Annotated in this window: 13 protein-coding genes and 1 pseudogene; 5 read left to right on the top strand and 9 right to left on the bottom strand. The window is 53.5% G+C overall.

Features of this window, described 5'->3' with window-relative positions; translation table 11 throughout:
- Positions 1–110 precede the first annotated feature (110 nt).
- The 3 genes from RAZWK3B_RS20760 to RAZWK3B_RS18590 all read left to right on the top strand — a co-directional run bounded on the left by RAZWK3B_RS20760 (position 111) and on the right by RAZWK3B_RS18590 (position 1,500).
- A complete protein-coding gene (locus RAZWK3B_RS20760; RefSeq protein WP_232279568.1) occupies positions 111–821 on the top strand; it encodes a tyrosine-type recombinase/integrase in 711 nt (236 codons plus the stop codon).
- A 74-nt stretch (positions 822–895) separates the two neighbouring features.
- A complete protein-coding gene (locus tag RAZWK3B_RS20755; protein ID WP_007817907.1) occupies positions 896–1,147 on the top strand; it encodes a type II toxin-antitoxin system RelE family toxin in 252 nt (83 codons plus the stop codon).
- Between the two features lie 11 nt (positions 1,148–1,158).
- Positions 1,159–1,500 (top strand): helix-turn-helix transcriptional regulator, encoded by a 342-nt coding sequence (locus tag RAZWK3B_RS18590; RefSeq protein ID WP_007817906.1) that lies wholly within the window; start codon positions 1,159–1,161, stop codon positions 1,498–1,500.
- Positions 1,501–1,768: 268 nt separating this feature from the next.
- On the opposite strand, the gene RAZWK3B_RS18585 is transcribed toward RAZWK3B_RS18590, so the two are convergent.
- The 3 genes and pseudogenes from RAZWK3B_RS18585 to RAZWK3B_RS18575 form a co-directional block, all read right to left on the bottom strand.
- Positions 1,769–2,305: a hypothetical protein gene (locus tag RAZWK3B_RS18585; RefSeq protein ID WP_157132324.1), complete on the bottom strand. Its 537-nt coding sequence runs from the start codon at positions 2,303–2,305 to the stop codon at positions 1,769–1,771.
- Positions 2,306–2,344: 39 nt separating this feature from the next.
- The gene (locus RAZWK3B_RS18580) at positions 2,345–2,626 is read right to left on the bottom strand and encodes a hypothetical protein (protein WP_157132323.1); all 282 of its coding nucleotides are present in this window, start codon (positions 2,624–2,626) and stop codon (positions 2,345–2,347) included.
- Positions 2,627–2,874: 248 nt separating this feature from the next.
- Positions 2,875–3,141, bottom strand: a pseudogene (locus tag RAZWK3B_RS18575) (tyrosine-type recombinase/integrase); the annotation flags it as partial.
- A 68-nt stretch (positions 3,142–3,209) separates the two neighbouring features.
- On the opposite strand from RAZWK3B_RS18575, the gene RAZWK3B_RS18565 reads away from it, so the two are divergent.
- Positions 3,210–4,342, top strand: a protein-coding gene (locus tag RAZWK3B_RS18565) for an IS3 family transposase (protein ID WP_502685140.1) whose coding sequence is annotated in 2 segments (ribosomal slippage) — positions 3,210–3,483 and positions 3,483–4,342 — 1,134 coding nt in all. Because the reading frame shifts where the segments join, the coding sequence is not laid out codon by codon here.
- A gap of 861 nt (positions 4,343–5,203) precedes the next feature.
- Here the strand turns inward: RAZWK3B_RS18565 and RAZWK3B_RS18555 are convergent.
- The 6 genes from RAZWK3B_RS18555 to RAZWK3B_RS18530 all read right to left on the bottom strand — a co-directional run bounded on the left by RAZWK3B_RS18555 (position 5,204) and on the right by RAZWK3B_RS18530 (position 10,831).
- On the bottom strand, positions 5,204–5,677 hold the full coding sequence (locus RAZWK3B_RS18555; protein ID WP_007817894.1) for a signal peptidase II: 474 nt from the start codon (positions 5,675–5,677) through the stop codon (positions 5,204–5,206).
- Complete coding sequence (locus RAZWK3B_RS18550; protein WP_007817892.1) at positions 5,674–6,078, bottom strand: hypothetical protein; 405 nt, start codon at positions 6,076–6,078, stop codon at positions 5,674–5,676. The genes RAZWK3B_RS18555 and RAZWK3B_RS18550 overlap by 4 nt, the downstream gene beginning before the upstream one ends.
- Positions 6,079–6,245: 167 nt before the next feature.
- The gene (locus tag RAZWK3B_RS18545) at positions 6,246–6,452 is read right to left on the bottom strand and encodes a DUF6447 family protein (protein ID WP_007817889.1); all 207 of its coding nucleotides are present in this window, start codon (positions 6,450–6,452) and stop codon (positions 6,246–6,248) included.
- A gap of 16 nt (positions 6,453–6,468) precedes the next feature.
- Positions 6,469–6,696 (bottom strand): hypothetical protein, encoded by a 228-nt coding sequence (locus tag RAZWK3B_RS18540; RefSeq protein WP_007817887.1) that lies wholly within the window; start codon positions 6,694–6,696, stop codon positions 6,469–6,471.
- The gene (locus RAZWK3B_RS18535; RefSeq protein ID WP_007817885.1) at positions 6,689–6,928 is read right to left on the bottom strand and encodes a DUF6447 family protein; all 240 of its coding nucleotides are present in this window, start codon (positions 6,926–6,928) and stop codon (positions 6,689–6,691) included. The genes RAZWK3B_RS18540 and RAZWK3B_RS18535 overlap by 8 nt, the downstream gene beginning before the upstream one ends.
- Positions 6,929–7,138: 210 nt before the next feature.
- Entirely contained in the window at positions 7,139–10,831 is a 3,693-nt protein-coding gene (locus tag RAZWK3B_RS18530; RefSeq protein ID WP_198133308.1) for a beta strand repeat-containing protein, read from the bottom strand.
- Positions 10,832–11,040: 209 nt separating this feature from the next.
- Here RAZWK3B_RS18530 and RAZWK3B_RS20335 point away from each other — a divergent pair, with 209 nt between their 5' ends.
- The gene (locus RAZWK3B_RS20335; RefSeq protein ID WP_007817880.1) at positions 11,041–12,213 is read left to right on the top strand and encodes a tyrosine-type recombinase/integrase; all 1,173 of its coding nucleotides are present in this window, start codon (positions 11,041–11,043) and stop codon (positions 12,211–12,213) included.
- Positions 12,214–12,320: the final 107 nt, after the last annotated feature.

Here is a 12,320-nt window from a genome sequence, read left to right as displayed (position 1 = left end):
GTTATTGTTTAAGCGTCGTTCGCTACTGCTGCAGTTGTCAGCACGGGCATCGGCATCTGCACACGATCTGTCAGGATGATCTGCGCAAACTCACCAAGGAAATGCAGGACTTGGGTTATGCACCAGGATCGGTCAACCGAACCGTGGTGATCTTGCGTGGCATGCTCCGACGCGCGGACGACTGGGGATATTGTAAAATCCACAGCAGTCTTCAGAAGCCACCCAACCTGCTGCCTGATTACCCCCGCCATGAGCGGTTCCTGTCGCGCGAGGAAGCGCACAGACTGCAGGCCGTTTTGCAGCGCCGCGGTGCCACACCCGTAAATCTTGCCATCTTGTTCTTGCTCTACACCGGTGCTCGCAGAAGCGAGGTGCTCAACGCAGACTGGGCACATGTGGATTTTGCGCGGCAGGAATGGCGCATACCCATCAGCAAAAACGGTCGACCGCGCACAGTCATTCTCAGCGATCGCGCTGTTGACATTCTGGAGCAGGCCCGTGCGTATCAGCAGCGCCATTTCGGCAAGCAAGCCCGCTCAGTCTCCACTGTATTTGCCAATCCCAAAACCCGTCAGCCCTATCACAATATTTGGGAGACCTGGAAACGAGTTCGGGCGGAAGCCGATTTGACTGATGTTCGATTGCATGACCTGCGCCACAGCTATGCCAGCACCCTGATCAATGCGGGTGTCAGCATCTACGAAGTGCAGAAGCTGCTTGGGCACACCAACATTACCACCACGCAGCGTTATGCGCATCTGGCCAGTGAGCGTCTGCATGAAACCGTCAAGTTGGTGGATGCCGGGTATGGGCTGGAGTGATGCCCAATGCAAGATCTGTAGCTAAACGCTACTATTTATTTGACACATCGCCTATTGTAGCCTAGAGCTGCGCAATGAAAGAGATTAGATATACGAAATCGGCGTTGCGTGCCCTGCGCAAAATGCCAGCAAATACATCATCTCTTATCCGGACAAAGATCGAAGCTTTCGCAAGCAATCCCGCTGCTCCGAACAATAATATCAAGGCACTGAAAGGTCGTGAGGGGGTGCGTCTGCGAGTAGGCGACTGGCGAGTAATTATGGATAATCAGGGTAACGTCTTGGCCGTACTTGAGATTGGGCATCGCAGCAGCGTCTATGACTGAAGGGAAACAACATGAACGACATGGTTACAATCACAAAGCAGGAATACGATCGGCTATGCGCGGCAGCAGAAGACCTCGCTGATCTCAAAGCCTATGACAGCGCCATAGCTGCCTTGGACAGTGGTGACGACGAGCTGATCCCCGCAGAATTTGTCAATCGGCTTTTAAACGGTGAAAATGCATTGAGAGTTTATCGTGAACTGCGTGGCTATACACAGGCCGCATTGGCGGAAAAGGCGGACGTAAACCGCGTGACTGTTGGAGAAATTGAAATCGGTCGCAAGACAGGTTCTGTTAAAACACTGCGCAAACTGGCAGATGCTTTGGCCGTCACGGTTGATGACCTTATTTAATTGCTCAATTCACAGCAATTCCACAGCCGCGCTGAGCTGTTCGACATTGACGTCGATATAGCGTTGCGTGGTTGAGATGTGACGACCCAATCAGTTGGACACAGGCTCGGACAAGAAGGTATACCACGGCCATATCGTCTACAGTGAACGCTATCTGATCCCGTTCTTTGACGCTCAGTATGTGTGCAGCATCAACTGCGAGAAAATCCAGCAGTTCTAACGGTTGTGGCGCGAGCGCAGGGGGCCTGAGTCAAAATAAAATCTTGTTTCATATGCCTGCTTTTCTGAGCATACGAAAAAATAGCATGGTCGCCGTGATCAATACCAGCATCCCCATGATGTCGCCGATTAAATAAAAGATCATTGTCTGCATAGAGTTTCCCGTGATGGCATTGGATCCTACTGCGTTAATCACTGATGCGACGCCCCCAACGGCAACGACGTTCCGCCAGCTGGTGATGTATCCAGCACTGAGCCGCATATCGGTCCCTAATCTCGATGCAATTTCAAAGACCAGAGGAACGCAAATTAAGCCAAATACTGGCATCAGTATCACACCCAAGTCAGCTCCCACGAGGTCGACACGAGCCCAGTGCAGGTATGCTTGTATCGGCAGCAGGTAGAGCACAGATGTCCACCCATACAGCCATGCAGCAATCACGCGAATTCCATGCGGCAAAAATATTAGGCTTGCCGACTGTACTGCGCTGATGTCTCCCCAATTTGTCGGTAGAAGGGTGGTGACGAAATAGCTGAAAGTAAAAGCACTTGAGAGCACCAAAATCCGCAGGATATGGGTTTGCATATTTTCGAAAGCCCCCAAGTACATCTTCGCATTCAGATGTTAATGCGGAACCACTTTATATGCCCCATTTTTTCTTTCAGGTGCGACGAGCAAGTTCCTCTGCGCCAGCCCTTTTAAAACTCGGTAGAAGGTAGTCCTTGGTAAATCACGGACCAGCTCGTGCGAGTAAATATTGCCAGCAGACAGTTCGACGTGCTGTTTGCTTAAAAGAACGGTGGCATAGTAAATATCGCGCTCATGCTGGTTAAGGCTCTCTAATCCAAAAGACTTTTCTGCGTCCAGCAACAGTCCCCGCAAAGCAGCGATGCCATCGATTTTCATGAATATCTTATCTCCCATCATGCGTCGGGACGATACTTTCCTTCGAGATTAATAGCAAATAGGTGTTATGAAACCGCATTAAAGTATTCCGTCTGATTTCAGAATGAAACCCAGATGCTCGGAGCAAGAGGCTCCGCAAGCTGAAGCACGCTTTACGAAGTCCTGCGTCTACAAGTTTCAGAAGGGCAGCAATTCTGGCGTTTTGGGTCGAGTGGCTCAAGCAAGAGCTGCGCCTGCAGTGATACAAGTCACAACAGCTCCACAGCCGCGCTGAGCTGTTCCACATTGACGTCGATATAGCGTTGCGTGGTTGAGATGTGGCTGTGTCCGGCCAATTCGGCCAGCAACCGGACACCCACACCCTTGTTTGCCAATCTTGTGATATAGGTCCTGCGCCCCGAATGGCTGGAAGCGTCCCTGAGCCCAACAGCCCGGTATATGTCCAAGAACAGCTGGCACATGGTGTTGGCTGAGAAATGCCCGCCCTTCTGACTTTCAAACAAGGGCCGCTTTGGGTAGAGGTGGTCGCGGAAACTTGGACCAAGCGTTAAGGTGGATCGCATGACGAAAGAGACGATCCGAAATGGCAAAGAGAAAGACGCATACGCCTGATTTCAAGGCGAAGGTCGCGCTTGAAGCGATCCGCGAAGAGATGACGCTGGCCGAGCTGTCGAAGAAGTATGGCGTGCATCCGAACCAGATCAGCACATGGAAGCGGGCGGCGATTGAGAACATGGCCACGGCGTTCACCCGGCGGGGTGCTGATCCCGGGAAGGTTAACGAGGCTGAGATCGAGAAGCTGCATTCGAAGATCGGGCAGCTGGTGGTGGAACGGGATTTTTTAGCCAATGCCTCGGTTCAGCTGCTCGGGACGCGAGGCAAAAAATGGTGAGCAAGGATCATGAGCTGAGCCAGCGGCGGCAATGTGCGCTGCTGCAATTGTCGCGCTCTACGCTGTATTATCGTCCCAAGGGTGAAAGCGCTGAGAACTTACGTTTCATGGAGATCATCGACAAGCAGTTCCTGGAGACCCCGTGGTATGGCTCTCGCCAGATGGCGCGTCACATGAAGCGGCAGGGTCACAAGTGCGGCCGTCATCGTGTGCGGCGCCTGATGCGTCTGATGCGGTTGGTGCCGATCTACCAGGAGCCCAACACCAGCAAGAAACACCCGGCGCACAAGATCTACCCCTACCTGCTCAAGGGGTTGGCGATCACCCGACCCAATCAGGTCTGGTGCGCCGATATCACCTATATCCGGATGGAGCGGGGGTTCCTGTATCTGGTCGCCATCATGGATTGGTATAGCCGCAAGGTTCTGGCCTGGCGTCTGTCGAATACCTTAGAGGCAGACTTCTGTGTCGCGGCGCTGAAAGAGGCGCTGGCCACCTATGGCCCGCCAGAGGTCTTCAACACCGATCAGGGATCGCAGTTCACCAGCAGCGACTGGATCGATGAACTGAAGGAGGCCAAGGTGAAGATATCGATGGATGGCAAGGGCCGCTGGATCGACAATCGAATGATAGAGCGCCTTTGGCGGTCGCTGAAATACGAGTGCGTTTACCTGCGTGCCTTCGAGACCGGGTCACAAGCCAGGGAGGGTATCGGGCGATGGCTGGCCTATTACAACGCCGAGCGGCCCCACTCGACCCATGGCATCTTGACCCCGGATGAGGTCCATGCAAGCAAAACGGAACCCATGAGAATTGCAGCCTGATGTGAAACCTTGATCCACCTTAACTGGGCTGCAATCTGGTCGAAAAAGCAGGACCACCTCTATAATCACACCACCTGTTGCACTTTAGTACCTAATAGATCGACCGCGCTTCCCGCTCTGATTGCACCGTACAGCGATCAAGTCCATGATTGTTATGAAAATTATAGGTTTATTATGCAAAGTAGACTTTGGTATCCATGTCCCATTTTGGTATTAAATATATATGGGAAAGTGTTTCACAAAAATCATGGCGCGACGCGAGCTGCAGCGTTTGGCGAGCAGGAAGCGCACGACCTTTCTTTATAGATTCACCCACGCTGTCGAGTATTGGGAACTGCTTCTTGTGATTTATACGTGTGACGGCGATCCCGATTACGGCATCGGAGACTACGTTGATCGTGTCAGATCGAACAGGCGTACAAATCTCACAATGCAAAACTTTATCCGGGACCGGATCGCTGAAGGGTCCCTTGTTGTGGTCAGCTCTACCAAGAAAAGTCGCAAGACGCTCAAACTGAGCGATCAACTCCGAGACGAGCTTGAGGCGCATCTCAATTGGATCGGATCCAGCGTCACTGTGCCCGTTACACCCATCCCGTCAGCGGTGCGCTCAAATACTGGTAATTGACTGGGCAGAGTACGCTTGGGGTTGCGTTCAGCGTCAACGACACGCTGTCGGCGCCCTGCGATGCGCGGACCATGCCGCTCAGCATGTCATGTAGCGGTCAACAACCGAGACGTGCTTTGTGCGGGGATTTCGCAGTTTTCTTGACGAACGGGTCAACAGGCCAGGTTTTCTGGGGCAAACAGTTTACCAGTATAGTGACGCGGGGTCAGATACTGATCATCGTTTCTGTGCCCTCACGATTTAAACACCCACCAAATGATGGGCAGCACAATGAAGATGTCGGCAATGTTGTAGCTGAACGGGTTGGTCAAACCCAAAAACGGAGTGTTGATATAGTCGAACACATATCCAAACGTCAGTCGATCCATCACGTTGGACAGCGCACCGCCGAAGATCATACCGCCCGCAATGGCGTGAGACACTCGCCGCTTGCCCAGCAGTATCGTGGCCATGACAGCGCCAACCACGATGGCGATACCGGCCAGGATAAATTGGTTGCGGCTGTCGTCACCGGCCATCAAGCCAAAGTTCACACCGCGATTTTCCGAGTGCACCAGATTAAGCTCAAGCATGGACGTGGAAAACACCTGTACGGGCAAGCCTACATATGTTGTCAGATAAGATGTTACGAGCTGGCAGCTCACGAACACCGCGATTGCGGTGGCGGACAACGCGACTACCTGGACCGGCTCTTTCTCAACACTCATACTGGAACGTTGCTCTCTTGCGTTTTCAAGGCAGCGGCGCTTCTAGCCTGTTCGCGCTGTGACCTGCGTCGTCGAATGATGGCAACGATACTGAACCCCAATTCAATCACAACAGCCCAGAGGAGAGCGATACCACCATACAACATCAGCTCGGTTTGATTGTCTCTGAGCTGCTGTTGGTAAGGCGCCAGCACACGTACCATGGCCAGGGAATGTTCGGCCGACATCACCTGTACTGTTCCGCACTCGATATTGGCCGAGGAGAACATGGGATGACAGCCGATGCGCTGATACCCGTAATAGCCCCACGCCGCTGCTGCGCCACCTATCACGCCACCGATCAGCACCACACGTGACGACAACAGCAGCAGGAATCGCAAGATTTGGCCAAGCCAGCGCATCAGTTTATCTCATCCCATTCCACAGGGTCACCAAGCATGAACAGTGGCTCAGCAACCACCAAGCCAATGCTGCAGATCAGGATCAGTGCCACGATAACTGCTGCTTTTTCTGCCATGATGCCTAAGCAATCCGTGTAAAGAGCAAGGTCCTTGTCGTCGGGACAGGGTCAGGCATCTTCGCTCTGCTGCGCTTTGTCCAGTTCGGCCTTCAGCGCCTGTGCATATGCGTTGCGGGCTGTCTGATACACGGCGATCTCGCTTTTCAGCTTCGCCATCTGCTGTTCCAGAAACTGCAGGCTGGCAAGCTGCGCCTTGCCGTTGTCGGTGAGGTCTTCACTGTTGTATTCTAGACCATCCACGGTGATTTTAGGCATTGGTTCGTCCTTTCCGTCAGTCGCCAAGCAGCGCATCTAAATCGATGCCCGATGTGCCTTTGACGATTTCATTCCTTAAATCCGACACGTAAGCGTTCTTCGCTCGCTTCAGGGCCTCTTCTTTCTGCTGTGCTTCGTGAAGCCGGTCGATTGTGTATTTCAGCATGTCGAAGGTTCTGCGTCCTTCCGCGCTGAGCAGCGAAAAGTCGTAGGTCTTACCACCGAATTTCACATACTCAGGCATCGTCATACTCGGATGATTGCGCCTGCGGTTGAGGCATTTCCAGCTTCAACGCATGTTGATAGCCAATTCGTGCTGTATCCGCGATGGCCCACTCATTGTTCAGCTGCTGGATTTGGCGATCACAGAACTGAATGCCACGCAGCTGTGCCAAGGCCTGTTCATTCATCTCCGCGACCACGTATTCCTGGTCGCCAATGGTGATGGTTTCCGGCAGATCATCGGTTGGGATCATCGTATGGCCTCCTTGGTCCGATTTGCGAGGTGTTACACTATACAAAGGCCCCCAGGACAACCTGAGGACCTCTGCTGCTGATTTCATAAGGAGCGTAAAAGTTCAGCAAACTCGTCACTGGGGCAGTATGAGTGCGATTTGTCATGGGGGACAGGTATACTGCCTTTGGAAGACCCCGCCGCGTACGGCGAGGTCAATGGTTAGGTTGGCTTAGGCGATGACTGCAGCTTCACCAGTCAGGATACCGGTGTTCTCATCGAACGACAGACCAACTTCAGCGCCTTGCAGCTTCGGATCCGTCAATGTGACAACCGTCATATCCTCGGTGGTTGTACCATTCCCCGCAGTCGGAATATCTTCCACGAACAGAGTGGCGTCACCCGACTGGCTGTCGATGCTCAAGAAGATTTCCAGAACACCAACATCACCAGTTGGAGCAGCAATATCAGCATCGTTACCAAGATCAACGAACGTATAATCCGCACCACCGAAGTAGATGTTATCCGTGCCTGCTGCACCAAAGTTAGTCACGGTCAGTTCACCGGCGACAGCGTCATCAGCGTCGAAGATGTAAAGGTCGTCTTCGCTATTCGCATTACCACCGTCTTCCATATCGACGGCCCCGACAGCACCCGTGACAACATCGATCGAGAAACCTGCAGGATCAGCGTCTGGAGCATTCTCAATTCCAGCAACGGCGTCATCCAAACCATCAACAAGGGTCGTGGTTTGGTCCTGCAGAGAAACCAGCGCGTCATAGTTCGCAACGCCAGCCTCGAAGGCAGCCTTGGCATCTTGCGCTGCCGTCAGAGCAGCTTCTGCATCGATGTAGGCTTCACCCTCTGCTTCCGCAATGGCAAGGAATTCCGCGTCGTTCAAAGCGGTTTCAGCATCCGTCAGGGACGTGCCCGCGTCAGTCGCAGCCGCGATCGCGTCCAGCTCGGCTTGGGCTGCCGTAACAACCGCGTCCAGATCTGCCACCGCGAACTCGACACCGTCAACGGTATACGTACCCGCCTGCGCGTCCAGCGTCACAGAAGCGTTCAACACGAGGTTGCCGTTGACATCAAGCTCCGCGAAATCAACCGGATTCTGACCATCATCGTTACCATCGATCGTCAGCGTATCATTGGCGAAGGTAATGCTTGCGGCGGTACCATCTACAGCAGCAGCAATGGCAGCGTCGGTTGCCGCCTCGGCTTCCGTCTGTGCAGTATTCGCAGCGTCCGCCACATCTTGAGCAGCAATCACGGCGTTAGCCAAGGTCACCAACTCAGGATCGATTGCGCTCAGCGCATCGCGCGCATCATTCAAAGCACCCGTCAAACCCGTTGTTGCACCACCGATCTCTGCGTCAAACTCCGCAACAATCGCAGCACTGTTGGTACCATCAAAAGGCGTAACGCCTAGAGGCAATGCACCATTAATAGCATTTTCTGCGGTGATTACAGCCAGATCAATTGCTGCATCAACATCGATAAAGCCAGCGTCTGCCTGGAGAACAGGAGCAGGCTGCAGATTTGCCAGCTCAACCACGACTGCATCATTTGCAAGCCCAGTTGCGACAAATGCGTCTTGCGCAGCCGCAGCGTCGACAACAGCCTGAATTGCTAGGGGCAGACCGTCAGCAGTGGCAACAGCTTGAATAGCTGCTTCCAATTCTCCGGTAAACCCGTCTGCTTGAGCAGCCGTGATACCGCTGCCTTCAGCACCCTGGATCACGATGCCGTTGGCCGCGAAAGTGCCAGTGATATTTGCCGCAGCTGCAATAACCGCATCCGCTTCTGCTGCAGTGCTCACTATCACAGTCACATCAGCCTCAGCCGAACCACCCACAACACCATTCTCAAGTGCGAGGAATTGCTCTGCAGTGAGGACGATGCCCGAAGCAACGTCGATCTGAGTGACGCCTGCACCGATGGTTGCTGCGGTCACATCAACAGTACCAGCAACAACAGCCAGCGTGGTGAAACCTGTGATCGAGCTGGTCGCGCTCAGAACAACAGTGTCGTTAGCATCTTGCGTAAAGTCAAATGTCAGCGTGCCAGCACCCGTGGCTGTGATGTCCAGCGCAATCGAATCTGCAGCAGCAGTGGGCGACGTGACAGTGAGGCTAACGTCGTTGGCACCAGCCACTGCGACGGCATCTGCGACCAGAGCACCTTCAACCTCGCTGATAGCAAGGGTGTCGACCACGTTGGGCGCCGCAACAAAGGTTGCGCTCAGAGCATTCAACTCACCCAGCTCCGCAACAGTGAGCTCAGGCGCCACTTCGTCAGTTACGGATACAACTGCGACCGACAAATCCGCCGCACTGGCCAAGATGTTTGCTGCAGTATCCTGAACAGATACAACGGCGTCAGGTGCAAAGGTACCTTCCAGTGCTTCGAACTCAGCGACGTTCAGCGTTACTTCAGCATCAGTTACTGAAACTGTAACGCCTGTAAGGTCAGCAGCGCCTTGAATGTTCGCAGCGGTGTCCGCAACGGTTACAACAGCGCCATCTGCAAATGTTGCACCAAGCCCGGTCAGCGTCTCATACTCCGCAACAGTCAGGGTGACTTCAGCATCAGTTACTGAAACTGTAACATTTACGCCTTCCGGATCAGCAATCTCAGCTGCAATAGCATCAGAAACCGCCAAAATTTCTGCAGCCGTGTCCTCAACGGTGACTACCGCCTCGGCAGCAAAAGCCACGTTCAAGGAATCAAGAACAAGAGCATCCTGAGCCGTAACGATAACTGCGTCATCCGTTACAGCAATCTGCGCAATCGGCGCACCGTCTGCGTCGACAAGATCAGCGGCAGCGGCGATGATGGTCTCTGCTGTGTCTTCAACCGTCACAACAGCAGTTTCACCGAATGTGGCACCCAGCGACGTCAGTGTACCAAAATCAGCAACCGATACGGTCACAGCTTCGCCCGTCACCGAAACAGCCGCCAGAGGCGCGCCATCTGCGTCGACAAGATCAGCGGCAGCGGCGATGATGGTCTCTGCTGTGTCTTCAACCGTCACAACAGCAGTTTCACCGAATGTGGCACCCAGCGACGTCAGTGTACCAAAATCAGCAACCGATACGGTCACAGCTTCGCCCGTCACCGAAACAGCCGCCAGAGGCGCGCCATCTGCGTCAACAAGATCAGCAGCAATAGCGACGATGCTTGCAGCAGTATCTTCTACTGTGGGCACAACGCCTTCTGCAGGGTTCACACCAAGCGCAATCAAAGTCTGCGCATCTGCAGCGTTGACGGTGATTTCAGTATCAATCGCGTTCACACCGACCAGCAATGGCGAAAGAGCACCATCTGCGTCTGTGATATCGGCGACACCAGCAAGAATGTTCTCGGCGGTGTCGACGACGGTAAAGTTGAAGTTTGCGCCACCAGCGGTCGCCGCTTCTGCAGCAAGAGCCGCCTCGCCCTCAACAAACGCGGCAACAGTATCTTCAATGGCAACGTTAGCAACAAGCGTTCCGTCGGTTGTCTGCTGCAGATATTCGTCAAAGTTTACCGCGTTCTGGGCCGCAGCATCCAAAGCCAGAGCTTCCGCCGCGGAGAGCGGACCAACATTGATTGGCGATGTGGAAATATCGATTGTGTAGGCGGCAGGCAACGTACCGGCCAAAGCCTGAGCAACGAATGCGTCAACCGTCAACGCCTCAGGTGTGACAGTGTCTACTGGCGTAGTAGGGGCAAAAGCAAAGCCACCACCGCTGGAGCCGCCACAAGCGGCCAGTGTCAGTGCCATGGAAAGGCCAGTACCACCTTTAACAGCACGCCGTGCCGTTTCGTTTTCCCATGCCTTAACGAATTTGTTGACAAGTTGTTCTTTCGTGCCGGCTTCAGGTGCCTGAATACCAGCCTCGTTTTCCAAGCGGTTGAGTTCCGCAAAGTCTTTAGCCATGTCTCGAACGAACCGGGCGAACACGCCTCAGTGTTTTCAATGACTTAACACCCACACAAGGCGGCAAAAGCCACCTGCGACCAGCGTTTGACTACACCGCAAACGCATGTCGACTATTGTTTTAAGCGTAAGTCGTTGAGTTCATGTGACTGTTTTTTCAGTCGCGACTATTCCGATATGACCGTAAACTGCTGAAAAGGCTTCGGATTATGAAAGCGCGACTGACAGATCATGTGATCAAACAGCACCAAAAGCAGCTCACCAATGGCCGTGCTACGCTGACCGATACAGCGGTGAAAGGCTTCTTTGTGGAAATCCGAAGACGTTCCGCCACGTTCAATCTACGCAGTAGCATTGACGGCAAAATGCGGGTGATCAAGTTGGGGTGTTTTCCAGAGCTTTCGGCAGAGGATGCCCGCCAATTGTGCCTGAAACACAAGCGCGAAATCAGTGTTGGGGCGTCTGCTGACGAGCTGGCCAAGTCCACCAAAAGCATCACACTGGATCAGTTTTACGAAGACCACTATTTGCCTTGGTATAAGACCTATCGGCGTGCCAGCGCTAATATCGTGCAAATGTATCGCAGCAATTTCCATCTGCGATTTGGCCACCGCCAGCTGCACTCGATCAGTCAAACCGATTTGAAACAGCTCACAAACGAGATGAAGCAGCTTGGCTATGCGCCCGGTTCGGTCAACACCACTGTGGTTGTGCTGCGCGGCATGTTGCGACGGGCGGATGACTGGGGCCTGTGTCGCATTCATCACAGCCTGCACAAACCGCCAAATCTCTTGCCTGACACAAAACGACACGAGCGGTTTTTGTCACGTGACGAAGCACAGAAATTGCAGGTCGTGTTGCGGAAACGGGGCGCTACACCCGTCAACCTCGCCATCCTGTTTCTGCTTTATACTGGCGCTCGAAAAAGCGAAGTGCTCAACGCGGAATGGCGCAGCATCAATATGGACAGGTGTGAGTGGCGTATTCCCCTTAGTAAAAACGGGCAACCACGCACTGTGATCCTAAGCCAGAAAGCTGTCGCCATTCTTCAATCCGCGCGGAGCTATCAGCAACGGCATTATGGCAAGCAGGCAAAGCAGGTGTCGGCAGTATTCGCCAATCCTCAAACACTCCTACCCTATCACAACATATGGGAAACGTGGAAACGGGTGCGCATAGAAGCGGATTTGCCTGACCTTCGACTGCATGATCTGCGCCACAGCTATGCCAGCACGCTAATCAATGCGGGTGTCAGCATCTACGAAGTTCAAAAGCTGCTTGGCCACAGTCACATTGCCACCACGCAGCGTTATGCTCACCTTGCATCCGAGCGTCTGCATGAAACCGTCAAGCTGCTGGATGAGCAGTATGGGCGGGAGTAACGCACGTCAATCGTGTGATTATTACTCTGGAACAATCCTAATACTTAAAATGTTCCACGAGGAACACGGCAAACTTGGTTAAGCTGCTTTCTATTGACCAGCTGCGC

The sequence above is a fragment of the Roseobacter sp. AzwK-3b genome (assembly GCF_000170875.1).
In the GTDB taxonomy this organism is placed as follows: domain Bacteria; phylum Pseudomonadota; class Alphaproteobacteria; order Rhodobacterales; family Rhodobacteraceae; genus Roseovarius; species Roseovarius litoreus.
Note: the sequence above shows the minus strand (reverse complement) of the source record. Positions and strands in the feature narration are given on the sequence as shown.

Bases quoted from the DNA above. Each gene is read 5' to 3' on its own strand.
- RAZWK3B_RS20755 (WP_007817907.1), top strand. From the start codon at position 896: ATGAAAGAGATTAGATATACGAAATCGGCGTTGCGTGCCCTGCGCAAA.
- RAZWK3B_RS18590 (WP_007817906.1), top strand. From the start codon at position 1,159: ATGAACGACATGGTTACAATCACAAAGCAGGAATACGATCGGCTATGC.
- RAZWK3B_RS18585 (WP_157132324.1), bottom strand. From the start codon at position 2,305: ATGCAAACCCATATCCTGCGGATTTTGGTGCTCTCAAGTGCTTTTACT.
- RAZWK3B_RS18580 (WP_157132323.1), bottom strand. From the start codon at position 2,626: ATGAAAATCGATGGCATCGCTGCTTTGCGGGGACTGTTGCTGGACGCA.
- RAZWK3B_RS18555 (WP_007817894.1), bottom strand. From the start codon at position 5,677: ATGAGTGTTGAGAAAGAGCCGGTCCAGGTAGTCGCGTTGTCCGCCACC.
- RAZWK3B_RS18550 (WP_007817892.1), bottom strand. From the start codon at position 6,078: ATGCGCTGGCTTGGCCAAATCTTGCGATTCCTGCTGCTGTTGTCGTCA.
- RAZWK3B_RS18545 (WP_007817889.1), bottom strand. From the start codon at position 6,452: ATGCCTAAAATCACCGTGGATGGTCTAGAATACAACAGTGAAGACCTC.
- RAZWK3B_RS18540 (WP_007817887.1), bottom strand. From the start codon at position 6,696: ATGCCTGAGTATGTGAAATTCGGTGGTAAGACCTACGACTTTTCGCTG.
- RAZWK3B_RS18535 (WP_007817885.1), bottom strand. From the start codon at position 6,928: ATGATCCCAACCGATGATCTGCCGGAAACCATCACCATTGGCGACCAG.
- RAZWK3B_RS18530 (WP_198133308.1), bottom strand. From the start codon at position 10,831: ATGGCTAAAGACTTTGCGGAACTCAACCGCTTGGAAAACGAGGCTGGT.
- RAZWK3B_RS20335 (WP_007817880.1), top strand. From the start codon at position 11,041: ATGAAAGCGCGACTGACAGATCATGTGATCAAACAGCACCAAAAGCAG.